Annotated in this window: 18 protein-coding genes, 2 tRNA genes and 3 rRNA genes; 15 read left to right on the top strand and 8 right to left on the bottom strand. The window is 57.0% G+C overall.

The window, feature by feature from the left end; genetic code table 11:
• Positions 1-87: 87 nt before the first annotated feature.
• The 5 genes from pstA to MW046_RS07780 form a co-directional block, all read right to left on the bottom strand.
• A complete protein-coding gene (gene pstA / locus MW046_RS07800; RefSeq protein ID WP_247992558.1) occupies positions 88-1815 on the bottom strand; it encodes a phosphate ABC transporter permease PstA in 1728 nt (575 codons plus the stop codon).
• Positions 1815-2780, bottom strand: coding sequence for a phosphate ABC transporter permease subunit PstC (pstC, locus tag MW046_RS07795; protein WP_247992557.1), 966 nt, complete (start codon positions 2778-2780; stop codon positions 1815-1817). Before pstC ends, pstA begins: the two co-directional genes overlap by 1 nt.
• Before the next feature lie 31 nt (positions 2781-2811).
• A complete protein-coding gene (locus MW046_RS07790) occupies positions 2812-3804 on the bottom strand; it encodes a PstS family phosphate ABC transporter substrate-binding protein (protein ID WP_247992556.1) in 993 nt (330 codons plus the stop codon).
• 186 nt (positions 3805-3990) lie between these two features.
• Complete coding sequence (locus MW046_RS07785; RefSeq protein WP_247992555.1) at positions 3991-5826, bottom strand: PhoX family protein; 1836 nt, start codon at positions 5824-5826, stop codon at positions 3991-3993.
• A gap of 50 nt (positions 5827-5876) precedes the next feature.
• On the bottom strand, positions 5877-7061 hold the full coding sequence (locus tag MW046_RS07780) for an aspartate kinase (protein ID WP_247992554.1): 1185 nt from the start codon (positions 7059-7061) through the stop codon (positions 5877-5879).
• Between the two features lie 145 nt (positions 7062-7206).
• On the opposite strand from MW046_RS07780, the gene MW046_RS07775 reads away from it, so the two are divergent.
• Together MW046_RS07775 and MW046_RS07770 are read left to right on the top strand one after the other, a co-directional pair.
• On the top strand, positions 7207-7590 hold the full coding sequence (locus MW046_RS07775; RefSeq protein ID WP_247992553.1) for a GNAT family N-acetyltransferase: 384 nt from the start codon (positions 7207-7209) through the stop codon (positions 7588-7590).
• A 382-nt stretch (positions 7591-7972) separates the two neighbouring features.
• Complete coding sequence (locus MW046_RS07770; RefSeq protein WP_247992552.1) at positions 7973-8740, top strand: S26 family signal peptidase; 768 nt, start codon at positions 7973-7975, stop codon at positions 8738-8740.
• Positions 8741-8811: 71 nt separating this feature from the next.
• Here MW046_RS07770 and MW046_RS07765 read toward each other — a convergent pair whose 3' ends face one another.
• On the bottom strand, positions 8812-10305 hold the full coding sequence (locus MW046_RS07765) for a Cdc6/Cdc18 family protein (RefSeq protein ID WP_247992551.1): 1494 nt from the start codon (positions 10303-10305) through the stop codon (positions 8812-8814).
• 1195 nt (positions 10306-11500) lie between these two features.
• Here MW046_RS07765 and MW046_RS19810 point away from each other — a divergent pair.
• The 7 genes from MW046_RS19810 to MW046_RS07720 all read left to right on the top strand — a co-directional run bounded on the left by MW046_RS19810 (position 11501) and on the right by MW046_RS07720 (position 18085).
• On the top strand, positions 11501-12751 hold the full coding sequence (locus MW046_RS19810) for a hypothetical protein (RefSeq protein ID WP_497007296.1): 1251 nt from the start codon (positions 11501-11503) through the stop codon (positions 12749-12751).
• 5 nt (positions 12752-12756) lie between these two features.
• Positions 12757-13131 carry a DUF2073 domain-containing protein gene (locus MW046_RS07745; RefSeq protein ID WP_247992550.1) on the top strand — a complete coding sequence of 125 codons (375 nt, stop codon included), beginning with the start codon at positions 12757-12759 and terminating at the stop codon, positions 13129-13131.
• 14 nt (positions 13132-13145) lie between these two features.
• A complete protein-coding gene (locus MW046_RS07740; RefSeq protein ID WP_247992549.1) occupies positions 13146-13823 on the top strand; it encodes an OapC/ArvC family zinc-ribbon domain-containing protein in 678 nt (225 codons plus the stop codon).
• Positions 13824-14100: 277 nt separating this feature from the next.
• A complete protein-coding gene (gene pheS / locus MW046_RS07735) occupies positions 14101-15612 on the top strand; it encodes a phenylalanine--tRNA ligase subunit alpha (protein ID WP_247992548.1) in 1512 nt (503 codons plus the stop codon).
• On the top strand, positions 15612-17321 hold the full coding sequence (gene pheT, locus MW046_RS07730; RefSeq protein WP_247992547.1) for a phenylalanine--tRNA ligase subunit beta: 1710 nt from the start codon (positions 15612-15614) through the stop codon (positions 17319-17321). Before pheS ends, pheT begins: the two co-directional genes overlap by 1 nt.
• A gap of 94 nt (positions 17322-17415) precedes the next feature.
• Positions 17416-17682 carry an AbrB/MazE/SpoVT family DNA-binding domain-containing protein gene (locus tag MW046_RS07725; RefSeq protein WP_247992546.1) on the top strand — a complete coding sequence of 89 codons (267 nt, stop codon included), beginning with the start codon at positions 17416-17418 and terminating at the stop codon, positions 17680-17682.
• Entirely contained in the window at positions 17672-18085 is a 414-nt protein-coding gene (locus MW046_RS07720; protein ID WP_247992545.1) for a PIN domain-containing protein, read from the top strand. The genes MW046_RS07725 and MW046_RS07720 overlap by 11 nt, the downstream gene beginning before the upstream one ends.
• Before the next feature lie 16 nt (positions 18086-18101).
• Here MW046_RS07720 and MW046_RS07715 read toward each other — a convergent pair whose 3' ends face one another.
• Both MW046_RS07715 and MW046_RS07710 read right to left on the bottom strand, forming a co-directional pair.
• Positions 18102-19157 (bottom strand): quinone-dependent dihydroorotate dehydrogenase, encoded by a 1056-nt coding sequence (locus tag MW046_RS07715; RefSeq protein ID WP_247992544.1) that lies wholly within the window; start codon positions 19155-19157, stop codon positions 18102-18104.
• Positions 19157-19357: an AbrB/MazE/SpoVT family DNA-binding domain-containing protein gene (locus tag MW046_RS07710; protein WP_124953987.1), complete on the bottom strand. Its 201-nt coding sequence runs from the start codon at positions 19355-19357 to the stop codon at positions 19157-19159. The genes MW046_RS07715 and MW046_RS07710 overlap by 1 nt, the downstream gene beginning before the upstream one ends.
• A gap of 179 nt (positions 19358-19536) precedes the next feature.
• Between MW046_RS07710 and MW046_RS07705 the strand changes: the two genes are divergently transcribed.
• The 6 genes from MW046_RS07705 to MW046_RS07680 all read left to right on the top strand — a co-directional run bounded on the left by MW046_RS07705 (position 19537) and on the right by MW046_RS07680 (position 25830).
• Entirely contained in the window at positions 19537-19851 is a 315-nt protein-coding gene (locus tag MW046_RS07705) for a non-histone chromosomal MC1 family protein (RefSeq protein ID WP_247992543.1), read from the top strand.
• Positions 19852-20563: 712 nt separating this feature from the next.
• Positions 20564-22035: ribosomal RNA gene (locus tag MW046_RS07700) — 16S ribosomal RNA — on the top strand.
• A 97-nt stretch (positions 22036-22132) separates the two neighbouring features.
• A tRNA-Ala gene (locus MW046_RS07695) sits at positions 22133-22204 on the top strand.
• A gap of 211 nt (positions 22205-22415) precedes the next feature.
• A 23S ribosomal RNA gene (locus tag MW046_RS07690) occupies positions 22416-25345 on the top strand.
• A 98-nt stretch (positions 25346-25443) separates the two neighbouring features.
• Positions 25444-25562 (top strand): 5S ribosomal RNA (gene rrf / locus MW046_RS07685).
• Together the 16S, 23S and 5S rRNA genes with 2 tRNA genes alongside form the textbook arrangement of a ribosomal RNA operon.
• Positions 25563-25755: 193 nt before the next feature.
• A tRNA-Cys gene (locus tag MW046_RS07680) sits at positions 25756-25830 on the top strand.
• Positions 25831-25903: the final 73 nt, after the last annotated feature.

The raw sequence follows: 25903 nt of genomic DNA, 5'->3' as shown, positions 1-25903 counted from the left end.
CCGAATTCGACGCCGGATCTGGATCGATTTCGGGAGTGATTTCGCTTTCGGTCGATACCGGTTCATCAGTTGTTACGGTCTCGTCGGTCATTGTTGTTCAGTTTCGTACTTGTTACGAACGACGATCGCGATCGAATTGATCGACAGTAACACCACGATCATCGTCACGACACCAGCTGCGAGCACGCCGTGACGAAACGCTTCGTCTGGCAGAAACGCCCAGTTGTACACCTGCAACGGTAACGCGCTCGTCTTATCGAAGAGGCTCGTCGGAGGGGTCACTTTGAAGTCCGCCGCCAACACCATGATCAGCGGTGCGGTCTCGCCGACTGCACGCCCGACCGCGAGGATCGTCCCGGTCAGAACGCCGGGAATCGAACGCGGCAACACCACGTTTTTGATCGTCTGCCACTGGGTCGCGCCCATCCCGAACGAGGCCTGTCTGAGCGAGTCAGGCACCGACCGGATCGCCTCCTGCGAAGAGATGATGACGATAGGAAGGATGAGCAAAGAGATCGCAAGACCACCTGCAAGCAGCGATCCTGCTGGCAGCCCCGACAGCGTGATGGTCGTACCAGCGATCGACACCGTCTGTCCGCTAAAGCCACCGAGGTCGATGAACAGTCCGAGTCCGAGCAGGCCGTACACGACCGACGGAACGCCAGCGAGATTCGAGATGTTGAGCTGGATGAACCGCGTGTACCAGGTATCAGGCGCATACTCTTCGAGATACACCGCTGCACCGACGCCGAGCGGAAACGACGACGCGATCACGACGACCATCAACAACAACGATCCGACGAGTGCGGGATTGAGCCCCGTCGTTTCTGGCATCCCCGTTGGAGTGTCCGTGAGAAACGCCATGTCGAGCCACGCGGCCGGGCCTTCCATTCCGAGCGCCCAGACGAGCACACGGCCGAGGAACGCACCGCCAACGACGACCGCCGGAAAGAGTAACCCGATGCGGACGTCAGTCCGGTGCCTGATCGTCATTACCACGTAGTAGACGGTCGGAACGGCGACCGTCATCATGAGTATGAGCGCCGTTCCGGGATCGAGCACCTTCTGAAAGACGACCGACAGCGCCCCAACCACGACGAGACCGCCAGCGAGTCGGCCGAGACGTCGACTTTCATTGTGGTGCACACGACGACCGACGTAGATAGCCACCGGAGGCGTGAGCGTGAACAGATACGACAGATACTGATTCGGGATGGTCAACACGTGGAACTGGACGTACTCCGGGATCCCGAGCGCCAACAGGGTCAGTACGTGAGATGGGATCGACTCGATCGTCAGCGGGAGGGCATCGGGCACAGCAATGAACCGAGAGACAGGAACGCCGAACAGCGCGATCCACCCGGTGGCAAGCACTGCGATCGTTCGCCTACGAAGGGACAGCTCCATCGCTCGACAGCCGACGTACACGATAACCGGCACCGCGATCGCGGCGATCCACGCGAACCAGACGTAAAACACGATCGCTTCGAACAGCAAAAGCAGGGTCCCAGCACCGAACAGTCCGGCAATCGGGACGAACAGCCCTTCGATTCCGACAGCCAATGTGTCCCGATCCTTGGAGTAGAGAAACAGCCCAACGAGCGCGCTTGGACACAGAAACGCCACGAGATACGTGGTATACCAGCCGAGATCCGCACTGAACGGGCGGATTGCGTCGACCGCCACGTTGGTGAGAAGCACACCCAACGACACGAGTCCCGAAAGCGTCGAGACCAACAACACGTATCTGAACACTACACCACGAGTCCGGCTCACTCGGCCGAACCCCGGCGAGTTTTCGGTTTCGGCCGCCATCACTGATACACCTCCCTGTACCGTTGGGCGATCCGATCGCTGATGAGATTCATGAGCAGTGTGACGACGAACAGCGTCAGTCCGAGCGCGAACATGGCGTGGTACGCCGGTCCGCGAGCGGAGATATCACCGAGCGCGAGGTTGATCATCTGGGCCGTGATCGGCGAGTTCGGACCGATGTACGCCGTCGGATCCAACGGGTTCTGGAGCACGGAACGACTCCCGGAGGCGATCGCAACGGCCATCGTCTCACCGATCGCTCGCGAAAGCGCGAGGATGAACGCTGAAACGATGCCGGAGATCGCCGACGGAACGACGATACTCGTCGAGACATCGAACTTCGTCGCACCCAGACCGTAACCGGCCTGCCGGAGCGCGTCGGGCACTGCGCTCATCGCGTCCTCACTGATCGAGGACACCATCGGGATGATCATGATCCCGACGACGATGCACGCAGACAGGAGGTTGAACGTGGCGAGATCGAACGGGACGACAGCGTTGATCGCGGGCGTGATATACACGAGCGCGAAGTAGCCGTACACGACCGTCGGAACTCCTGCCAAGATTTCCAGTGCGGGCTTTAAAACGGCGCGTTTACGCTCGCTGGCGTATTCGCTCAGGTAGATGGCAGTCGCAAGTCCGAGCGGCAGCGCGATGAGAGCGGAGCCGATCGTGAGCATGACCGTCGCGGACAACGGTGCAAGCAAGCCGAACGACTGGGGTGAGCCACCCGGCGACCACGTCGTTCCCAACAGATACTCCGTGAATCGTACGGTCTGTTCGGGCGCGCTGCCGAGAGGTACCGCCGTAGCTCGGAAGAACTCCACCGCACCGAGCACTAACACCACCACGATCCCGAGGGTTACGACGACCGATACCGATGCACAGGTGAAAAAGAACCACCGCGCGATCCGCTCGCGTGGAGCGGTGTTGGTTTGTCGTGTCACTCCCAGTTCGTCGCTCATCGATCCCCTCCTGTGAGCGTACACTGTCTCATCATTGTTTTTGGACGCTCTCGATCGCTCGTTCAAGCTCCGTTAGTTGTTCGTTCATCCGTTGATCGGTGTTTGGGACGTAACCGACTCGTTCAGTGACGATTCGATCGCTCGTGCTCTTTTCGACGAAAAACCGGGCGAACGAAGCGACCTGTGGCTTCGTGAGCGAGGCCTTCGAAACGTATGTGAACAGCGGGCGAGACAGTGGCTGGTAGTCTCCCGTTTTTGCCGTGTCGATCGAAGGAGCTACACACCCATTTCCGTCATCGATAGCGACCGCCTTCACCGCGTTCTGATTCGATTGGTAGTACGCAAACCCCAGGTAGCCTAGGGCGTATCGATCGCCCGAAACGCCCTGAATGATGGTGTTGTCCTTCTCGGTTGCCTGGTAGTCATCTCGCTGTTTGCCTTCCTCACCGACGATAGACTCAGTGAAGTAGTCGAACGTTCCGGAGGTGTCTGCTGCACCGAACAGGTTGATCGATTCGTCCGGCCACTCCGAACGAACGTCGCTCCATTGTTCTGCGCCGTTTGGCTCCCAGATTTGTCGCAACTCCTCGACGGTCATACAGTCGACCCAATCGGCATCGTTGTTCACGATGACAGTGACCGCATCCGTGGCGACGCGAAGTTCCAACGGTTCGATACCGCTGTCCAAACACCGATTGCGCTCGTCATCCCCGATCGATCTGCTAGCATTATTGAGATCGGTTTTTCCCTGGCAGAAGAAATTCTCGAAGCCTCCGCCAGTACCCGTACTGCTCAGTGACACCTCCACATCCGGATGCTGCTTTTGAAACGCTACCCCGATCGCTTTTGCAAGCGGAAACACCGTCGAACTCCCGGCGATGTCGATGCGTCCTGAGAGTGTTTCGGATGATCCACCATCGGCAACGCCACCGTTCGTGTTGCCCAGATTCGGGTTCGCTGTACACCCTGCCATGGCACCAATACCGGCCAATCCAACCCCCGCGACGAATCGACGCCGTGTCATAGGCCTTTCCGCTGCCATTACACGTATTTGCCCCGGAACGGATTATGAGACTTGCGGATTTTGTATGTAGTTCCTACGTTTCTATATATACTATGCGATAACGATATATCGATAACTGTTGTCATACTGAGATCCGACGTGTCGAACGCTGATAGCGGTGGGAAAAAAGACGAGATCGTCAGCGGCTCACGCGGAATGGCCGGGATCGTACACCCACAGCATGTTCGGTTTGTGGATGGTGCTATCTTCTCCGATGATCACGCGGCCGTCCGGTAAGACCACGATGTTGTCCGGGTTTGCGATGGTGTGTTCCGGATCGACCGACGTGGATCGCGTTAACGACGCTAGTCCACGTCCCAGAAGTGATGTCGCTCCTTCAGTCACCTTGTTGATGCCCTTCGGATCCGGGGTGGTCGAGGAGGACGTTTCGGTGGCAGAAGACGGATTGTACGCACAGTCCTGACAGACGGTGGCGTTCGAGTTGGGGCGGGCGTCGTAAGGACAGCCACCACAGATGGTGGCGTGGTCACCACCAACGACAGCCGGCTCCATCCGATGAACGTCGTAGTTTCCATCGAGCCGGAGACGATACACCGCTCCGGAATCCTCTCGATCGAGGCGAACGTCGTCTTGTGGATCGCCGAACTCGTCGGTATCGTCGTTCGAGCGCATCGTTTCGTTGAGTTCAGACATCGCAAGATACAGATGGTCGCCGGGCGTCGCGTTCGGGCGAACGTTGACGCCTTCCATCTTTCGGAACTCATTGGTTGCGCCCTTAGCGGCGGCAGCCTTTCGGGATTCGAGAAACGCCGCGCGATCGTCGTCTGCGTTGCCGTTCGCCCATGTCTGGATCTGCTCGTCAGTGATGTAGGTCGGATCTGAAGACGGATCTTGGTCGTCGTAGTCGGCGATCCACGATTCGACCGCCTCGTCAGTGGCGTGGGCCAGCTCGATCCACTCCAGTTTGAACGATACGTCCCGTGGATCAGTGCTACCTCCTTGCTGTTTGGCCGCTGCGGCGTACAACGTTCCAGCGGAGAGATCACCGGGCACGTCTGCAACGAACTTGAAAAAGACCGTGCCGGTTCCGTCGTCGCTCATGTACACTGTCTGGGCATCCGGCATCACCACGGCGTTCTCATGAGAGAACCGACCCATCGTGTAGTGTTTGGTCGGCGCAGGATCGTCCGATCGTGGCTCTTCGATCTCGACGATGTATCCGTAGCGGTAGGCGTTTCCGAACCGTCCGAGATACGACTCGATCTTCGCCTCTTGGTTGTTGTAGGTTTGCTCGTCTTCGTGGAACCACGCCCGTGCGTCGGGTTCGTACTCCTCGGAAGTCAAGGGAGTGTTCCAAGGGGTCACCGTTCCGAAACAGTTGTTCCACGTGCCTTCCACCTCGCGGAAATCGACGTTCGTGCGTTCCAACACCGACCACCGACCGGTGGAGCGTGACTGCCGAAGGTGAAGCCGACTCATCATGCCCGGAACATCCTCCCAGTTCGTGAACAGATATCCCTCGTCGGTCGTTTTGTCAGAAGATATGAATCCGTTGAAATCCGGATCATTTCCGTCGGTCAGTGGCTCGCCGTCTGGGGAATACGGCATTCCGAGCCGCTGTCCGCTTTCGGTTTCGTCGTTGCTGGTCGCGAGGATTTGGTATTCCCCGGCTGCGGTCGTAACGTATTCTGCGGGACTTTCCGGCGGTTGGACGCTTTCGAAATCAGCGGGCAGGCGATGCATGTCCACGCCAGCGACGGCACCGATCGCCCCCGGTTGATAGCGCTCTTGGGCGGTTTCCGACGGATGCTGGACGTTGAAAAAGAGCTGTCCGTCCTGGGTGACGAACACGCCCGTAATTTCAGCACCGGCGACCGTCGTCGCAAATCGGTTCAACGTCGCACCGACTCCCTCGTGACCGTGTGAGGGAACAGCCATCACGGATCCGCTTCCGACGATACCGGCTGCCCCGAGGGCAGACAGCAGTTTGAGCGTCTCTCGTCGCGTGTGTTCTGACGCCATGCAACCCAATTACTGTGGGATTACAATGAATTATTCCCCGCTGTCGACAGTTATTGAGAGAACTCCGCTTGAACGATTTCGAGCGTCTCTTCACCGTCGTCCCAGTCGACGAAGATCGCCACACTGGTGGCGCTCGTGATGATGTCGTGAATGTTGATGTGGGCGTCAGCAAGCGGATTGACGATGTCACTGATCACGCCGGGTTGATTGGGAAGCTCTCCACCGGTGACGCGAACCACGGCGATCTCGTCCTCGACGGTGATGCTCGACAGTCGTTCGTCATCGATAACGACGTCGTGTAGGAGGGTCTCAACGCGTTCGGTAAGCGTCTGGTCCACGTAGAACGTGATCGAATCCATCCCGCTTGCGACAGCATCGATGTTGATCCCTTGGTCGGCGAGCGAACCCGAAAGTTGAGAGAGAACGCCCTCCTGATTTCTCACAGAGCGGCCAGCGAGGGTGATACACGCCAACGGCTCATCACGGAGATCGATGAGACTCTCGAACTGTCCCTCGATCGTCGTGCCGCCCGAGAGGAGATCACCGTGTTGGTAATGAACGACGCGAACACCGAAGTCGTCGGTTTTGTACCCGAGCGCGCTGGGTGCGATGACTTCCGCCCCCCGAAACGAGAGGTTTCGAAGCTCATCGACGGTGATCTGACCAACGTTGCGCGCACCCTCGACGACGTGCGGATCGCCGGTCATGACGCCTTCGACGTCGGTGACGATGACGACCTCGTCGGCGTTCATGTAGTTGCCGAGCATGACAGCCGTGCTGTCGCTCCCGCCACGGCCGAGCGTGGTTACGGTGCCGGCATGGTCTTGGGCCAGAAAGCCCGTAATGATCGGTACCTGTCCGTCGAGTCGATCCGCGAGCACCTTCGCGCGCTGCTCGGTCTCGTCGACGTCGACTTCACCGCGGGCGTTCGTGACGATCGGCCAGTCATCAGCACCGGGTTCCAGAAAGAACGCGTCGATACCGCGTGCTGCCAGCGCCGCTTTGAGCATCCGAACGCTGGTCCGCTCGCCCATACTGACGATCTCAGCACGGTCGGATTCGTCCGCGTCGAACGTGATGGAATCGAGAAGGTAATCGGTCGTCGAACCCATGGCGCTCGCCACTACGGCGATCTCGTGACCGTCCTCAACCACTGCCGCAATAGAGTCAGCAGCCCGATTGACACGATTGCCGTTGCCAAGGCTGGTTCCCCCGAACTTCGAGACTACCCGCATCGTCGTTCCCCTCCGAACGGATCCATGTAACTCATTGTCGTATGTCTCTTCTGAGCAGCCATAAACGGCAGTATAACGCGAAGCCTTGCCGTTCCGGTGTCACTACCGATGAGGCTTTATACTCGTAGGGAACCCTACAACGGATATGCACATTCGGGATGCGACCGAGGCGGACGCTGAAGAACTGGCAGCCCAAACAGGGGCGCCGCGTGACGTGATGCGTAACCTCGTTCACGACCGAACGGTGCGTGTCGCCGTCGACGATGACACCGTTCGGGGCTTCATCAGTTTCGACGCCCGCCGTAACACCGTTCACATCACGCAGTTGGAAGGAACGGAAGAGATCTGTGAACGACTACTTGATGAACCGATTCGGTTCGCACACAAAGAAGAGATGGACGTCGAACTACTCGTTCCTGCATCCGACAAACAAACCAAAGAAGCCGTCGAAAACGCTGCATTCGAACGGGACGGGAACGGTCCGACGTTCGAAGGGACACGAACACTCAAATATCGGTTGGAATCCTGAAATGGTCGTATCGTTTTGCGTATGTGTAATCGAATCGGTCACCACATCCGGCCGACCGATGGCTGCGTGTTCGGAACCGAGAGCTAAAACGAACACAGCCAGTGAGAAGGAATTCAGCTCTTCGACCCCTTGGTTTCGAGTGGATTGTTCGAATCCATAGCGGGCTTCCCCCGGGATTTCTTGTCAATACGATACGATAGCCTCCAGTCGAAACGGGGGGTGTGAATCGGTATCGATACCGGTGGGGTGTAATCCCGTGGCGTTTATAGAGATCAGACTAGCGGTTATCATATAAATATACATAGAAAAAATGTGTTCCTACCCTGTAGAACACTCACCAGAACCCAGAAGGTTCAAACGAGATGAGCAGCAATGAGTCCTAATGACAAACCCCGGCGATAAGGACAGTCCGGCAGGGCCGGTTGGATGGCTCAAGTGGTTGTGGACGACGGAGAACGGACTCATCGCCTTCCTCAGGGAGGTCGCAGGATCTATACTGATAGTACTTCTCGTCGGGGGACTACTGTTTGGAATAAGTGGGGTTTGGCCGCCAATGGTGGCGATCGAAAGTCCTAGTATGGAGCCTCATATTCAGAAGGGTGATCTCGTGTTCGTCATGGATGAACACCGCTTTTCGGGAGAAGCGGCCATCAATCACAACGGGAAGAGCACCGGGGTCATTCCCTATCAGCAAGCACAACAGACGGATCATAAGAAGTTCGGTACGTACGGGGACGTGATTATATACAAGCCGGACGGGTCAGAACGACAAACACCGATCATTCACCGGGCACGGTTCTGGGTGGAAGAGGGTGAAAACTGGTACGACAAGGCAAACCCAGACCACATCGGGAACGCAGAAAACTGTGAGGAGCTATCCAACTGCCCAGCGGAACACAGTGGATTCATCACGAAAGGTGACAACAAAGAGAAAAATGGTCAGTACGATCAAGTCGTGGGACTGAGTGAGCCTGTCAAACCCACGTGGATCATCGGAACGGCCGTATTCCGCATCCCGTACCTCGGCTCTATTCGGTTGCTGATGGGGATGATCAGCGGGCACGTAGCCAGCGCAGCCGGAATGTATGGAGGACTCCTCGGTACGGGGATGCTGGGTGGAGCGATCGTGATGGACCACGCTCGATCGTAGTCTACGCCCCAGTGAAAACAGGGTGATATTTTCACAGTCCGAGGAAACGGCTTACGCAACCGTGTGGAACGTTACTCGTCGAATCTAGCTTGGACGAACGGTTGTGCTTCTTCTACGTCTGCGAGCCGAGAGTCGCTCAACAGGATCGTTTCGGTGTCCTCAAGAGGGACGGAGAGACTCATCTCTTTGGTTCGTCCGTACCGTCCTTTGCTGACCACGACAGCGTTCACGATCCCGAGCATGTCTAGCTCGCTGATGAGATCGGTTACACGACGCTGTGTCAACACGTCCACACCGATTTCGGTGCAGAGTTGTTTGTAAATGTTGAACACCTCGCCGGTGTTGATGTTGCGAACACCGTGGCGTTCGAGGAGAATAATGGCGTATAGAACGAGTTTTGATTGTGTCGGGAGCGTTCTGACGACTTCGACTACGCGGTCGAGTTCGATCTTCTCTTGGGCTTGACGGACGTGTTCTTCCTCGATGAAATCCGTTCGATCGCGTTCTGCAAGCTCTCCCGCGGTCCGAAGGAGATCCAGCGCCCGACGAGCATCACCGTGTTCTTGGGCTGCAAACGCCGCACACAGCGGGATTACGTCGTCGGAGAGTGCTCCCGATTTGAACGCTACCTCCGATCGGTGTTGGAGGATGTCTTTGAGCTGTGTTGCGTCGTAGGGTGGAAAGACGATCTCCTCTTCACCGAGGCTCGATTTGACGCGTGGATCGAGGAAGTCCGTGAACTTCAGATCGTTCGAAATACCGATGATGGAGACGCGCGAATTTTCGAGCTCGGAGTTCATCCGTGAGAGGTTGTACAGCGTGTCGTCACCGCTCTTCTCGACGAGTTTGTCGATCTCGTCAAGCATGATAACTACCACGCGCTCGGCGTATTCGACGGCCTCGAAAAAGGTGGAGTACACCCGATCGGTCGGCCATCCCGTCATCGGAACGGATTCGAACTGTTCGCGGTCGTCCGTCAACGTCTCGATTCGGTCGTCGATCGCCGTGATCGAGTCGAACTCCGTCTCCGAAAGTACGGAGACGGACTCGTTTGCGCGTGCTTTGAGATCGTTCAGCTCGGACAGTTGCTGATCGATGTACTGCTCGTTCTGGTCGATGAACGTGTTTGCGAGCTGAGCGAGGACGCGATATTGAGTGTCTGTGACCTCGCAGTTGATGTACTGCACCTCACACGGAACTTCATACTTCTCGGAAGTGCTTTCGAGTTCTTCGCTGACGAACTTCGCTGAAGCGGTTTTTCCGGTTCCAGTTTTTCCGTAAATGAGGATGTTCGATGGCGTGTCGCCACGAAGTGCCGTCACGAGGATCGTGGCCATGTTGTTGATCTGCTCTTCGCGGTGTGGAAGACGGCGTGGGGTGTACGACGGCCGTAGAACCTCTTTGTTCTCGAAAATCGGCTCGCTATTGAGAAGATCATCGAACAGTCCCCGAGAAGCCTCCTCATCCCCGGGGAGTCCATCGAACAACGCGTTTTGACCGTCGGTGTCGACTGGCTCCTCGTCGAATATGGTGTCCGAATCTCCGTCCCTGCTTGTGTCTGGCATTCCTTCGTTCACCCCTCCATTTCAAGTGGAACCGATCCGCGCATTCGTTATAATAATCGATTTCGAGTGTCTAACGCTGTTTATCGAGGGGGGGAGGCTGCCCCTCGTGTCCACCTGATGCAGGGGAACACGAGGGTGAGATTCCCATTAAACGTTGCGGTTCGGACGGATGAGGTAGTGTAACATGCTGTGGTAATCGTAACGTTTCATGTTATCTATTGTCGTATTTCTAGATGCAGTGCGCGCTGTATTCCTATTATCTCACTCTATCTACTACTAGTTGTAAAGACGGTCAGGTTTACAGACGATGATATTGATTTTCCCCTAGAGATTCGATAGGGTTCGGCAGTGATATAAGGTACATTGGATACATAAGGTAAATCGATTTCTGTCGGAGCTATCCTAGGTATAATGAGTTGTAGGTGATATAGCCAGATATAGCTGTAGGTGATCTAGTCTCTGGGGTGCCTGATGATCACGCTGATTGATGGATGATCACGGTGGAGGATGTGAGCTAGAACATGACGTACGAGAATATGACGTTGGGATACTACGATGTGACGTTGGGATATTACGGAACATCGTGTCGGAATATCACGTCAAACCCCCCCACCCCTTCGTTTCAACTGGAACCCGTACAAGGCCTAGGGCGGAAATGAGAACCGTGGAGCGAGTACTAGTATAGCGGAAGTTTTAATAGGAAGGCCTGAGAAATGCATCCGTAGGATAAGAAAAGAAACTACTTATTCTGTTTTTACTGTTACTAGCTTGTTTCTAGGTAGTTTGTTTGCTAGTTCCGCTATCTAGTTCTAGTTCTTTGTGTTATACAGTACCAACTACAGTAATTAATTTTTTGATGACATTATAAATTCGTTATTTCTAGAGGGTACCCACCCTTCTAGGCGTTCCAGTTGAAACGAAGGGGTGGGGGGGGTTAGTGGGACCCCCGACCATTTAACGATCGAGTATCTATTAGAAAACAAACCGTGACCTCAAACAATACTGTCGATCCCGACTTGTCAAGACAACTTCATCTCTCAAGTTAATAGCGTTCTCTCCAACCAAAATATACTACTATGAGATGTTGCAAAAATAATACCAAAACAAAGATATGGTTGTCTGACGCACGCTTAAGTACATCGGATGGAGAGTTGCGGGTATACGCGGCCGACGGCCGTGGGAGGAGCGCGTTAGGATGGGTCTGATAGCGAGCATCAAAGACAGCATTTCAAAGCTGTTCTCGGGAAGTGAACCGAAGCGGATAGGTATTTACGGGCCGCCAAACGCTGGAAAATGTCTTGCGGCAGACGAAGAGGTACTGCTTTGGGACGGTACCCGTCGATCGATCGACGATATCTACTCGTCTGCGCGGACGGCGTGTCCGGACGCGCCTGACGTGAGTGATTTACCGCACGAGCGATGGATCGAATGTTCGGAAGCAGGGATCCGTGTACCGGCGCTGACCGGGGAGCTGTCGATCGTTCCGGCGACCGTCTCGCACGTGTTTCGTCAGCGATATCGAGGTGAGATGTACCGCGTCCGGACTAGTTCGGGAAGTTCAGTCGTCGTTAGCCCCGAACATCCGTTTATCGTCCGATCGGACGGCGACGTGACCCAACAGCAGGCACAAGCCCTTTCGGTAGGAACCCCCATCGCTCGTTTCCCTACTGTCTCTCCCCTCACCACTTCCGATCGCTGGTCGTCCAGTGGGGGAACCGATACTAGCAGTCGGTTTATGACTGACGGTGGTGTACACACGGCCGTTTCGTCGACGGTCGATACCTCTCACGGCGAGAACATCGTGTGGGAGCCGGTCGTTTCGATCGACACGGTGGAGTACGACGGTGCCATTTACGATCTTACCGTTCCCGAACACCATACGTTCACGACGTCTGATGGACTTGTCGTTCACAACACGACGCTTGCGAACCGCGTTGCGCGGGATTGGACGGGCGACGCGGTCGGTCCCGAAAGCCACGTTCCTCACGAAACCCGTCGAGCCCGCCGAAAGGAGAACGTCGAGATCGAACGCAATGGATCGGCTGTTACCATCGATATCGTCGACACACCGGGGGTGACCACGAAGGTCGATTACAACGAATTCCTCGAACACGATATGACCAAAGAGGACGCCGTACGCCGGTCTCGAGAGGCAACCGAAGGCGTTGCAGAAGCCATGCACTGGCTTCGAGAGGACGTTGACGGCGTCGTCTACGTGCTCGACAGCACGACGGACCCGTTCACACAGGTCAATACGATGCTCGTCGGGATTATCGAGAGCCGAGATCTACCGGTGTTGATCTTCGCCAACAAGATCGATCTGGACGACGCGAGCGTCCAGCGCATCGTCAACGCGTTCCCACAGCACGAGGTGGTACCTCTATCCGCTCTCGAAGGGGACAATATGGAAGAAGTCTACGACAAAATCGCGGACCATTTCGGGTGAATCAGATGGTTGACATAACGACGGAAGACGGTGTGCAGATCGACCTCGTTAGCCGTGAGCGGATGCAAAGTCTCCGTAGCATGGAAAAGATCCGCCTCATTCTCGATGGCGTCCGCGAGGGGAACATTGTTATTCTCGAAGAGGGGCTCTCGCCTGACGAGGAATCCAAGCTCATTGAGGTGACGATGAACGAGATCAGTCCCGATGAATTCACCGGCATCGAAATCGAGAGTTATCCACAACAAGAATCGAATCCTGGATTTTTCAGCCGGCTCTTTGGTCGTGATCCACCGAACAAACTGACCGTTATTGGCCCGGCCAACCGTATCGAGACGCTCCACAAGGATGAAAACTTGATCCAGGCCCTTGTAACACAGTAACGAATCGAGCGCTAATGCCACACCAGTGTACTAACTGCGGCTGTGTGTTTGGGGATGGCTCGAAGGAGATGCTTTCGGGCTGTCCAGAGTGTGGGGGAACGACGTTTCAGTTCCGACCAGACGACGTGGATGATGGGGACGCTCCGGTGGCCGAGGAGCCGCCGGACCCGCCTGAAGGGGCTGTCGGCACGCGTGTCGGTCGCGCGACTTCGATCGTCCGTGGATTGATGTCGAGTGGTTCGTCGGATCCACCGGTGGCCGACGAGGTACGCTCCGAGCGTACTGACGAGGGGCGAGACGCCGATGTACTCGATTCTACCGAGCCGGACCCTTCCGATGGACCGGAGGATTCTGCCCAAGCGACCGCTCGATCCGAGTTCGTTTCCTCCGACAGTCTTCCCCCTCACACACCCGATACCCCTTCATCAGAGTCATCTCGATCGGCTCCCGCTTCTGATCCCCCACCAAGTAACGGTCGTGTCGTTCGAGAGCCGACCGGCGAACAGCCAGATCTCGCGGAACTTCGGGCGGAACTCAACGATCAGTTCGAGTCGATCAAAATCCTCGAACCGGGACAGTACGAACTCAACTTGATGGAACTGTACGACCGCGAGGAATACATCATTGCCCTCCAGGAGAACGGCCATTACATCATCCAAATGCCTGAAACATGGCTCTCTGATGATGGATAGATTTCACTCGTACTCCGTATGAGCGTTCCGTCGCTTCGACCCAGAACGTTTTTCAGTATTCGTGGTTCAAGGGCGCGTATGGCATCGAACCCCCTGCCAGTGAATCCCGCTATCGGGTGGCGAGCGCGCGTTGGATTCGGGGGTCGCTTTTTTTCCGCGTAGGCGACGGTGGAGCGGTGTCGAGCGGAAATGCGACACACCTCGAAACCGACGCCTTGTGCGGATTGCGGTCGAAACCAATTCCGATTTCGAATCACTGACTACGACACTACAACGCATGAAACTCCCACGAACCCAAGTCGCCGTACTCGAAACGGCGAGCGCGACCGAACCGCGGTCGATCTCCGCGATCGCGGTCGAAACGGACGAAAACGAGACGGCTATCACTCGCGCAGCGTTCGAACTCGCTGACGCGGGTCTGCTCGATGTGACCGAGGAGACGACCGAATCCGTCACTCTGACCGAGGAAGGCGAACAGTATGCCGAGTACAAACTGCCCGAGGTTCGGCTCTATCGGGCTGCCATCGAACACGGTGCCGAAGAAACGCCGACTTCGATCGGTGAACTGCTTGATCCAGCGGATCTCGACGGCTCGGCGGTAGAGATCGCGCTGTCGAACTTCGCCCGCAAGGGATACGGCGAGATCGAGAACGGCTCCGTTTCGGTCGATCCCGATCAGGACCCTGATTCGGACGCCGAAGCCGCCGCGTTATCGGCGATCGATTCGGATTCGGACGTCGGGATCTCGACGGACGTACTGGCAGCATTAGAACGCCGAGAGCTGCTCGTGCGCGAGGAAACCACCACCAGATCGGTCACGCTCACCGACGACGGGGTGACCGCGCTCATGGAGGGGATTGAGGTGGCTGACACCGTCGGCCAGCTCACGCCGGAACTGCTTGCGAGCGGGGAGTGGCAGGATGTCGACTTTGCGGAGTACAACGTCGAGGCCGACACCGAGACGATACACGGCGGTCGAACGCATGTACTACGCCGGATCGCAAACCGCGTCAAGCGTGTACTCGTCGGAATGGGGTTCAACGAGATGGACGGCCCGCACGTGGACGCGGATTTCTGGATCAACGACGCGCTGTTCATGCCCCAAGACCACCCCGCACGCACCCACTGGGGTCGATTCGCGCTTTCGGATCCCGATCGCATCGATGATCTCCCAGATGAGCTTGTCGATCGCGTCCGTTCGGCCCACCGTACCGGCGTGGGCGAGGAGAGCGAGGGATATCATTCCCCGTGGGACGAGGACTTCGCACGAGAGCTCGCGCTGCGCGGTCATACAACGTCGCTATCGATGCGATATCTCGCTGGCGAAGCGGCTGGCGATTTCGAACCACCACAGCGGTATTTCAGCGTCGAAAAGGCGTACCGAAACGACACACTCGACGCGACTCATCTCTTAGAGTTCTTCCAGATCGAGGGATTGGTGATGGCCGAGAAGCTTTCTGTGCGTGATCTGATGGGAACGTTCACGGAGTTCTACCGGCAGTTCGGGATCACGGACATCCGATTCAAACCCCACTACAACCCCTACACCGAGCCGAGTTTCGAGCTGTTCGGGCGTCATCCGACGACGGGTGAACTCATCGAGATCGGCAATAGTGGGTTGTTCCGCCCGGAAGTACTCGAACCACTTGGCGTAGACTGTGATGTGATGGCATGGGGACTTGCGCTCGAACGACTCGCAATGCTCATCACCGGTGCTGAGGACATCCGAGATCTCCACGGGACGCTCACTGATCTTGAGTTCCTGCGAACTGCGGAGGTGACTTACTGATGCCAGTTGTTGATATCGACACCGACGAACTCCGACAGCTCGCCGCGACCGAGAAAGATGACGATGCGTTAAAGCGCGATCTGTTCGCGTTGGGGTTGGAGTTCGAGGGAGAAACTGAAGAGGGTGAGCTCCAGTTCGAGTTCGCCCCCGACCGACTCGACCGTCTCAGCGTCGAAGGTGTGGCGCGTTCGCTCCGGTACCAGTACGGCCACGATCGAGGGGTGTACGTTCCGACCACCAACGATTCCGAATGGGTCATCGAAGTCGAAGAATCCGTTCCCGAACAGCGCCCGTACGTCACCGGTGCGGTCGTCCGTGGACTCGACATGCACGAGGGTGAACTCCAGTCTCTCATCCAACTGCAGGAGAAACTCCACGCAACGATGGGTCGCCAACGCGCGAAAGGAGCGATCGGGGTTCACGATCTCACGATGCTCAAAGGACACCATGGCGGCGACAGTCGCGCGAAGTCGATCACGTATCGAGGCGTCGAACCCGATGGCGACCGATTCGTTCCGTTGGATAGCGACGCCGAACTCACGCCTGCGGACGTGCTTTCGGATCATCCGACCGGCCAGACGTATTCCGAACTCGTCACGGAGTACGAGCGGTATCCCGCGATCTACGACGACATCGGGCTGTTCTCGTTCCCACCGGTTATCAACGGCAGACGGACGGAGGTCTCAACCGACTCCCGGGATCTGTTCATCGAACTAACCGGGACCGACCAATGGACCATCGACAAGATGTGTGCCATCATCTGCTACGCACTCGATGCGCGTGGTGGTCGTGTCGAGCGCGTTACGGTTGATTATCCCGACCGACAGTTGGACCGTCCGGACCTTTCGGTTACACACAAAACCGTCTCTCACGAACGCATCGAGTCAGTGCTCGGAATCGATCTCAGCACGGACAACGTGGTCGACTACCTCGAACGAGCTGGACTCGACGCCGACATCGGTGACGATCGAACCTACGAGGTCGCAGTTCCGCCCTATCGGGTCGATGTGCTCCACGCGATCGACATCGTCGACGACATCGGCCGGGCCTACGGCTTCAACGATCTCGAACCACGCTATCCCGACGTAAGCACCATTGGCGGCTGTCACGACCGCACACGACGAGAGGACGCAGTTCGTGACGTGCTTGCCGGGCTGGGCTTCGAGGACATGCTGAACTTCCACCTCTCAAGCGAACAGGAATGTTTCGATCGGATGAACGTGGAGATCGATCCAGGCGACAGCGACGCGTTCGGTGTCAATCGGCCGCCGATGATCACTGAACCGTACAGCGAGCAGTACACCATCGTTCGAACGTGGGCGCTTCCATCGCTTCTGATGGTACTCGAAAACAACACCCACCGGAGCTATCCACAGGACCTCTCCGAGATCGGACTGTCCGCCCGCGTCGACGAACGTGAGGAGACGAAGGTCCACGAACGCCGGACGGTCGCGGCGGTTCTCGCGCGCACCGATGCCAGCTACGAAGACGCGAAAGCCCGCCTTCAATCGGTCGCCGACGCGCTCGGTGTGACCCTCGAAACGCCGCCGACTGCCCATCCCAGCTTCCTCGACGGACGGACCGCTTCGGTGGTGCTCGATGGGGAACACGCTGGTGTTATCGGAGAACTCCATCCGTCGGTGCTCGTCGAACACGATCTCGAACTACCCGTCGCCGCCTTCGAGTTCGATCTGGCAGCGATCGAGTGATAAGAAGGCGCGTTCCGGGTCGCAGTGCTCGAACGGGAATACAGATGAATATACGGGAGAGCTTTGGTATATTCACGTCTAACTCAAAGACCCCATGTCGAAGTCCACGGACGAACGTGGACGACTCTACTTCCCGAAAGACGTCCGAGAGCGGTTCGGTGATCGGTATCGCATCGCCGAACTTCCCAGACACGTCGCACTCTTTCCCGTTGACGATGATCCGTTGGAAGGGATTCGCGCTGCTGTTGGGGACGCGTTCGAAGGGATGGACGTGGACGAACTGAAAGCGGACGCACGAACGTCCGTCACACAGGAGATACAAGAAGAGACCTATCGTCGGTCACGGAATAGTGAGGACTGAGCTGCGTACGTCGAAACGGATCTTCTCGTTGGTAAATGACGAGAATTGGCTCCGTGAACCGGCTCTCAGCGCCCTCAAAGAGCACGACAACGTTCACACATCGATTTTCGCCTACGCCGAAGTTCTTGTATTGTTTTACGATCGTGCCACAGCGTCATACGATGTCGACGTTCCGCGAGCGATTTCCAACCTTCTAGAACTCGTTCCGATTGCTCCAAAAGCGCATGAGGATGTCGTTCTCGCTGGGGCAGCTTTCATCGATGAGTACCACTTGCCCCCGTTCGATGCGCTCCACGCTGGTATCGTCGCTACCAGGGGTGAGAGTGTTCTGACTAGTGAACGAGACTACGACGCCGCAGGGTTGGAGCGGCTTCCACCGGAGCCGACGCCGGACGAGGAATGATCTGTTTGCTCTCGCTTTACTCCAAATCTACCCCAACCGCCTCCTCGATCGAGTCGAAACCGTCCCGTTCTAACAGTTCCAGTAGTCCTCGGTTGATGTCACGAGCGATCGTCGGTCCTTCGTAGATGAGTCCGGTGTACAACTGGACCAGCGACGCACCGGCCCGGATCTTCGCGTACGCTCCCGCTGCATCCGACACGCCGCCGACGCCGATCACGGGGACATCGGTCCGTTCCGCGACGAACCGGACCGCGCGCGTCGCGCGCTCTTCGATCGGATCGCCGGACAATCCACCGGTCTCGGCTCGGTGGATGCTTTCTAAGGAGTCGGGCCGGTCGGTCGTCGTGTTCGTCGTGATGACCCCATCCAGTTCCAGATCGTCGACAACAGCCAACGCCGCTTCGGTTGCCTTGTCGGTGAGATCCGGCGAGAGCTTCACGAGCAGCGGCGACGCACCGGCGTCTTTGAGCGTGCCGAGAATCTCCTCGAGGTGATCGCGGTTTTGTAGTTCGCGCAATCCTGGCGTGTTCGGACTCGATACATTGACGACGAAATAATCACCACTCGATTCGACCCGTCCGTAGGTGTAGAGATAATCCTCGGCAGCCTCCGACAGCGGCGTCGATTTCGACTTTCCAATATTCACCCCGACGGGAACATCTACGCGCGTCCGCGCGAGACGAGCACCGACTGCGTCCGCGCCGTGATTGTTGAATCCCATCCGATTGATGAGTGCCCGATCTTCTGCCAGTCGGAACAGACGGGGCGTTGGATTTCCCGACTGGCGCTCGGCCGTTACTCCACCGACTTCGACATGTCCGAAGCCGAGACCGGAAAGCGCCGACGGAACCTCAGCATTTTTGTCGAACCCTGCAGCGACACCGACCGGATTCGGTACGTCGATGTCGAACACCGTCGAGGAAAGACGTGGATCGGTCACTCGGTAGCGCTGTACCAGCGTTCGGTCGATTCCGCTTTTCTGGGCAACTCCGAGCATGGAGTGAACGACGCTGTGAGCTGTCTCTGGAGGAAGCTGAAACAAAACCGGCTTGGCGACGTCGTACAACTGCATCAGAATTCGTGTTCGAGATCCTCATCATCGTCCGCTTTCTGGATGATGATCTTATTGTCCCGCACCCGCACGAACACCTCATCACCGATCTCCATACCCGCAACCGTCAGCTCGTCCTCGTGGAGGTTCAAGTGTACGTTGTGGTACTCGCCGTTGTCGTCCTTGGCACCGCTCGGACTGAGCGTTTTCTTTCGCACCATCGCGCTATCGTATTGCAATCTTCGATATACGCTATACATAAGTCTGGCGTGCCGGGGATATGGTCAGTGAATCTTCACGATAGAGGCCATCTATATAAATGTACTGGGCGCTGGGTCCCGATTTTGGGGATACAGTTATATGACGGTATGTACTGATGTGACATGGAGGTGTGAAAATCATGGCACGCAGTACGGATGACAAACGAAACTTTGCCCTTCGTGAGTCGGGGGGCCAGGAGACGAGCGTTTTCTCCGGTCGAACGCCACGTCAGGCAGCACTGAAGGCAGCTCGACGACTCGAGCCAGCATCGTCGGAAGATGAGGCTCAACGCACGAAGATCGAGCTCCGAGAGAAGGGGACGAAGAAGGTTCATATCTACGAAGGCTGGGCGTGGGAAGAAGATGCTCCTGACGACAAACCTGATTGGATGCCCGACCGAATCACAGAGGCCAACGTTTCGAAGCAAGGTATCGAACACCTAGAGGAGATCTGATCTCTGCGATCAGTCTCTACGATTTTTCGCCTCTTATTGCTGTAGTCGCTACACACGTTCTGAAAGATCCATATGATCCCGGATCGAATCGTCGAGTGCGCGGCTCTCACTCGGCCAGACCAAGCGTGCGAGCGCGGGATGACGCGCCGGTCTCCAGCCGTGCGATACTACTGGGACGATAGCCACGCATGGACAGTCGCGTGTATCGTGCGATTGCATTTCATGAAAACGCATGACGAAGCGGCTTCGGTTCGACGGGCTTAAGGTGTCGCTGCCATTCGAATGAAATGCGAGCGACGTGGGACACACCCCCCACGGGGGTGGTGAACCACGGTCCGATGCCCTTATATATGTGGGGGCATTCGGATGAAATACGCAGCGAGCATGGGTCTGTTTCCCGGATCCATACTCGATCCGAAGCCCTTATGTGTGTAAGGGCATTCGGATGAAATACGAAGGAGCATGGGTCGTTGGATCCGACCTATGCTCGGATCGGTCGGCACGGGCCGTTCGATGGGTTTAAGCCCATCAATGGCCTACGATCAGATCCGAAGGACATGAGGATTCCACCCCTACGGTCCGCCGTTAAGATGGGATCTGATGTTAGCCCTGGTAGTTCGGTGATACTCGGTCGGTCTATGTATCACCGCACGACCGATAGTTGGTGCATTTGACATGCATTCCGCCTAACCCTCCCCATTCCGGGGAGAACATTCCGGTTGATCCTGCCGGAGGCCATTGCTATCGGAATCCGCTTTAGCCATGCGAGTCGCACGGGTTTAGACCCGTGGCGAACTGCTCAGTAACACGTGGCCAAACTACCCTATAGACACGGACAACCTCGGGAAACTGAGGCTAATCCGTGATAACGCTCTTTCGCTGGAATGTATTGAGCGTGAAAAGCTACGGCGCTATAGGATGTGGCTGCGGCCGATTAGGTAGACGGTGGGGTAACGGCCCACCGTGCCCATAATCGGTACGGGTCATGAGAGTGAGAGCCCGGAGACGGACTCTGAGACACGAGTCCGGGCCCTACGGGGCGCAGCAGGCGCGAAACCTTTACACTGCACGCCAGTGCGATAAGGGGATTCCGAGTGCGAGGGCATACAGTCCTCGCTTTTGTACACCGTAGGGTGGTGTACGAATAAGGGCTGGGCAAGACCGGTGCCAGCCGCCGCGGTAACACCGGCAGCCCAAGTGATGGCCGCTATTATTGGGCCTAAAGCGTCCGTAGCTGGCCGGACAGGTCCGTTGGGAAATCCACTCGCTCAACGAGTGGGCGTCCAGCGGAAACCGTTCGGCTTGGGACCGGAAGACCCGAGGGGTACGTCCAGGGTAGGAGTGAAATCCCGTAATCCTGGACGGACCACCGGTGGCGAAAGCGCCTCGGGAAGACGGATCCGACAGTGAGGGACGAAAGCTAGGGTCTCGAACCGGATTAGATACCCGGGTAGTCCTAGCTGTAAACGATGCTCGCTAGGTGTGGCGCAGGCTACGAGCCTGCGCTGTGCCGTAGGGAAGCCGTGAAGCGAGCCGCCTGGGAAGTACGTCCGCAAGGATGAAACTTAAAGGAATTGGCGGGGGAGCACTACAACCGGAGGAGCCTGCGGTTTAATTGGACTCAACGCCGGACATCTCACCAGCTCCGACAGCAGTAATGACGGTCAGGCTGATGGTCTCTGCCCGAGCTGCTGAGAGGAGGTGCATGGCCGCCGTCAGCTCGTACCGTGAGGCGTCCTGTTAAGTCAGGCAACGAGCGAGACCCGCACCTCTAGTTGCCAGCAACATCTCGCGATGGTTGGGTACACTAGGGGGACTGCCGCTGCCAAAGCGGAGGAAGGAACGGGCAACGGTAGGTCAGTATGCCCCGAATGAGCTGGGCAACACGCGGGCTACAATGGTCGGGACAATGGGATGCCACCCCGAGAGGGGGCGCTAATCTCCTAACCCCGGTCATAGTTCGGATTGCGGGCTGAAACTCGCCCGCATGAAGCTGGATTCGGTAGTAATCGCGTCTCAGAAGGGCGCGGTGAATACGTCCCTGCTCCTTGCACACACCGCCCGTCAAATCACCCGAGTGGGGTCCGGATGAGGCCACCGTCCGGTGGTCGAATCTGGGCTCCGCAAGGGGGATTAAGTCGTAACAAGGTAGCCGTAGGGGAATCTGCGGCTGGATCACCTCCACAGACCGGGACCAGGTCGATGACCTGGCCCACCTTTCGCGGATCGGTTCGTGCGATTGACCGACCGAGCACCTTAGAACTATCAGGGCTAACAGGTAGGGCCCATAGCTCAGTGGGAGAGTGCCTCCTTTGCAAGGAGGATGCCCTGGGTTCGAATCCCAGTGGGTCCATGTTCACCGGACGAAACCGTGTCCCTTAAGTGGAAGACGGTGTTCGTTCCGGTAACGACAGATGCACCATCCCGTGACAAGCGTGGATGGGAAGGGTCGATAGCCACTATCTGCACAGTGGCGGATGAGACTGTATGTACGTGCGATCCAGGCGCTCACTGGACCCGTTCATCGTGGTCCAGAGCATTATATTCAATGATACCGTATGGTATCAGCGTGGCTACTGTGCCGCGTGGTGAATGGCTCGGCTCGAGTGCCGACGAAGGACGTGCCAAGCTGCGATAAGCCTCGGGGACCCGCACGGAGGGGTGGAACCGAGGATTTCCGAATGGGAATCCCCACAGCAATTGCTTCGCGCAATGGGGAACGTCCGGAACTGAAACATCTTAGTACGGACAGGAAAAGAAACCGAATGGGATGTCGTTAGTAACGGCGAGTGAACGCGGCGTAGTCCAAACCGAAGCCTTCGGGCAATGTGGTGTATGGGCTGGCCGTAATCGGTTGATTGACTACGAGAAGTCTTCTGGAACGGAGCGCGATACAGGGTGACAGCCCCGTATCGTAGTCAGTCGACCGTGGGCCGGTTCCCTGAGTATCGGGGGTCGGAAATCCCTCGTGAAGATGGCAGGCATCTACTGCCAAGACTAAATACTACTCGAGACCGATAGTGGACAAGTAGCGTGAGTGAACGCTGAAAAGCACCCTGAGAAAGGAGGTGCAATAGGGCCTGAAATCACGCGGTGATGGAGCGATGGAGCGTACAAGGCCGATCGTGAAACGACGTGAGGGCGATCTCACTGTAGGAAGCGATCGGAGCCGACGTTCCATCGTACGTTTTGAAAAACGAGCCAGGGAGTGTGTCTGTATGACGAGTCTAACCCGTTCATCGGGGGAGGCGTAGGGAAACCGACATGGCTGCAGGATGTGGCTTTGCCACGTTCCAGGGCCGCCGTGTTCAAGCGCGGGGAGTCATACGGTCACGACCCGAAACCGGGCGATCTACGCGTAGGCAAGGTGAAGCATGGCGAAAGCTATGTGGAGGCCTGTTAGAGTTGGTGTCCTACAATACCCTCTCGTGATCTACGTGTAGGGGTGAAAGGCCCATCGAGCCCGGTAACAGCTGGTTCCGATCGAAACATGTCGAAGCATGACCTCTGCCGAGGTAGTTTGTCGGGTAGAGCGACCGATTGGGGTGACCGCCTCCGAGAGGAGTCGGCACCCCTGTCGAACTCCGAACTGACAGACGCCATTGACGCAGGGAGTCCGGTGTGCGGGGTAAGCCTGTGCACCATGAGGGAGACAACCCAGAGCTGGGTTAAGGTCCCCAAGTGTGGACTAAGTGCAATTGAAGGTGGTCTCGAGCCATAGACAGCCGGGAGGTGAGCTTAGAAGCAGCTACCCTCTAAGAAAAGCGTAACAGCTTACCGGCCGAGGTTTGAGGCGCCCAAAATTATCGGGGCTCAAGTCCACCACCGAGACCTGGCGGCACGCGTTACAGCGTGATTCCGTAGATCGGCGCTCCGGTTGGATGGAAGCGCGGGGGAGACTTCGTGTGGACCGACCGGTGACGAAAATCCTGGCCATAGTAGCAGCGATAGTCGGGTGACAATCCCGACGGCCGAACGGACAAGGGTTCCTCAGCAATGATCGTCAACTGAGGGTTAGCCGGTCCTAAGTCTCGTCGTAATTCGAGCGAGACAAATGGGAAACTGGTTAATATTCCAGTGCCGTTGTGCAATGAACGTCGACGCTTTAGGGTCGTCCGAGCCGGGCCATCGCCCGGTCGAACCGTCAAAGTTCGTGGAAGCCGTAATGGCACGAAGCGAACGAACGGCGGGATAGGGAAACTCGGATCAACCTAGAGCCCGTGAAAAGACAAGCACAACGTCCGTACCGAGATCCGACACAGGTGTCCGTGGCTGAAAACGCCAAGGCCTGTCGGGAACAACCGACGTTAGGGAATTCGGCAAATTAGTCCCGTAAGTTCGCGATAAGGGATGCCTGCCCTGGAAAGGGGCAGGCCGCAGTGACCTAGACGCTCCGACTGTCTAGTAACAACATAGGTGACCGCAAATCCGCAAGGACTCGTACGGTCACTGAATCCTGCCCAGTGCGGGTATCTGAACACCTAGTACAATAGGACGAAGGACCCGTCAACGGCGGGGGTAACTATGACCCTCTTAAGGTAGCGTAGTACCTTGCCGCTTCAGTAGCGGCTTGCATGAATGGATCAACGAGAGCGTCACTGTCCCAACGTTGGGCCCGGTGAACTGTACGTTCCAGTGCGGAGTCTGGAGACCCCCAAGGGGAAGCGAAGACCCTATAGAGCTTTACTGCAGGCTGTCGCTGGGACATGGCCGCTGATGTGCAGCATAGGTAGGAGTCATTACCCAGGCGTCCGCTGCTAGCGGACCGCCGAGACATCAGTGAAATACTACCCGTCAGTGGCTGTGACCCTCACTCCGGGAGGAAGACACCGATAGCCAGGCAGTTTGACTGGGGCGGTACGCGCTCGAAACAATATCGAGCGCGCCCTAAGACCATCTCATCCGGGTCAGGAATCCGGAGAAGAGCGCAAGAGCAAAAGATGGTTTGACAGTGTCCTGCCTAACGAGGGACGCTGACGCGAAAGCGTGGTCTAGCGAACCCATTAGTCCCGCTTGATGCGGGCAATGGCTGACAGAAAAGCTACCTTAGGGATAACAGAGTCGTCACCGGCAAGAGTACATATCGACCCGGTGGCTTGCTACCTCGATGTCGGTTCCCTCCATCCTGCCCGTGCAGCATCGGGCAAGGGTGAGGTTGTTCGCCTATTAAAGGAGGTCGTGAGCTGGGTTTAGACCGTCGTGAGACAGGTCGGCTGCTATCTATTGGGGGTGTTTGGTGTCTGATGTGAACGGCCGTATAGTACGAGAGGAACTACGGTTGGTCGCCACTAGTGTACCGGTTGTCCGAGAGGGCATGTGCCGGGCAGCTACGCGACACGGGGTAAGGGCTGAATGCATCTAAGCCCGAAACCCACATAGAAAAGAGACACCGCTGAGACCACTCGTAGAAGACGAGTTCGATAGACTCGGGGTGTACGCACCGAGGCAACGAGGTGTTCAGCCCGCGAGCACTAACTGGTCGACGCCACTCATTCGTACTGGCCCGATGAACGGGTCCAGGCGCAAACTGGATCGCACGTACGATACACCGATCGTGGTCTGTAACTACGGTTCGATTCCGTGGATCGGCATTGAGGCGGCCACAGCGGCGGGGCAACTCCCGTACCCATCCCGAACACGGCAGATAAGCCCGCCTGCGTTCCAGCGAGTACTGGAGTGCGAGAGCCTCTGGGAAAACTGACCCGCAAGGGTGGCCAAGTGCAGGTCGAGGTTTGCCAGCCACAGTACACGCAGGGTTCGTCCCGGTGGACCTGGCGACCAAACTGTCGACACCTGTAACTGGTGGTTCGCCGCCTTTCCATTCATACTACTTTCATTCATTTCGGATAGCGACAGCTAACGATCGCTATCCTTATTCGTCTCGCCCGAATAGAGACATCCAGCGCCAAGGTGGCAGAGTTCGGTTGACGCGGTCGCCTGCAGAGCGACTCTACGCCGGTTCAAATCCGGCCCTTGGCTTCCACTCAATTTTCATAACTGGAGCCAAGCGTCTACTTTGGACGGAGCGGTCGGTAGCCGGATCGTGACGGTC

This window comes from Halocatena salina, assembly GCF_023115355.1.
In the GTDB taxonomy this organism is placed as follows: Archaea; Halobacteriota; Halobacteria; order Halobacteriales; family Haloarculaceae; genus Halocatena; species Halocatena salina.
Note: the sequence above shows the minus strand (reverse complement) of the source record. Positions and strands in the feature narration are given on the sequence as shown.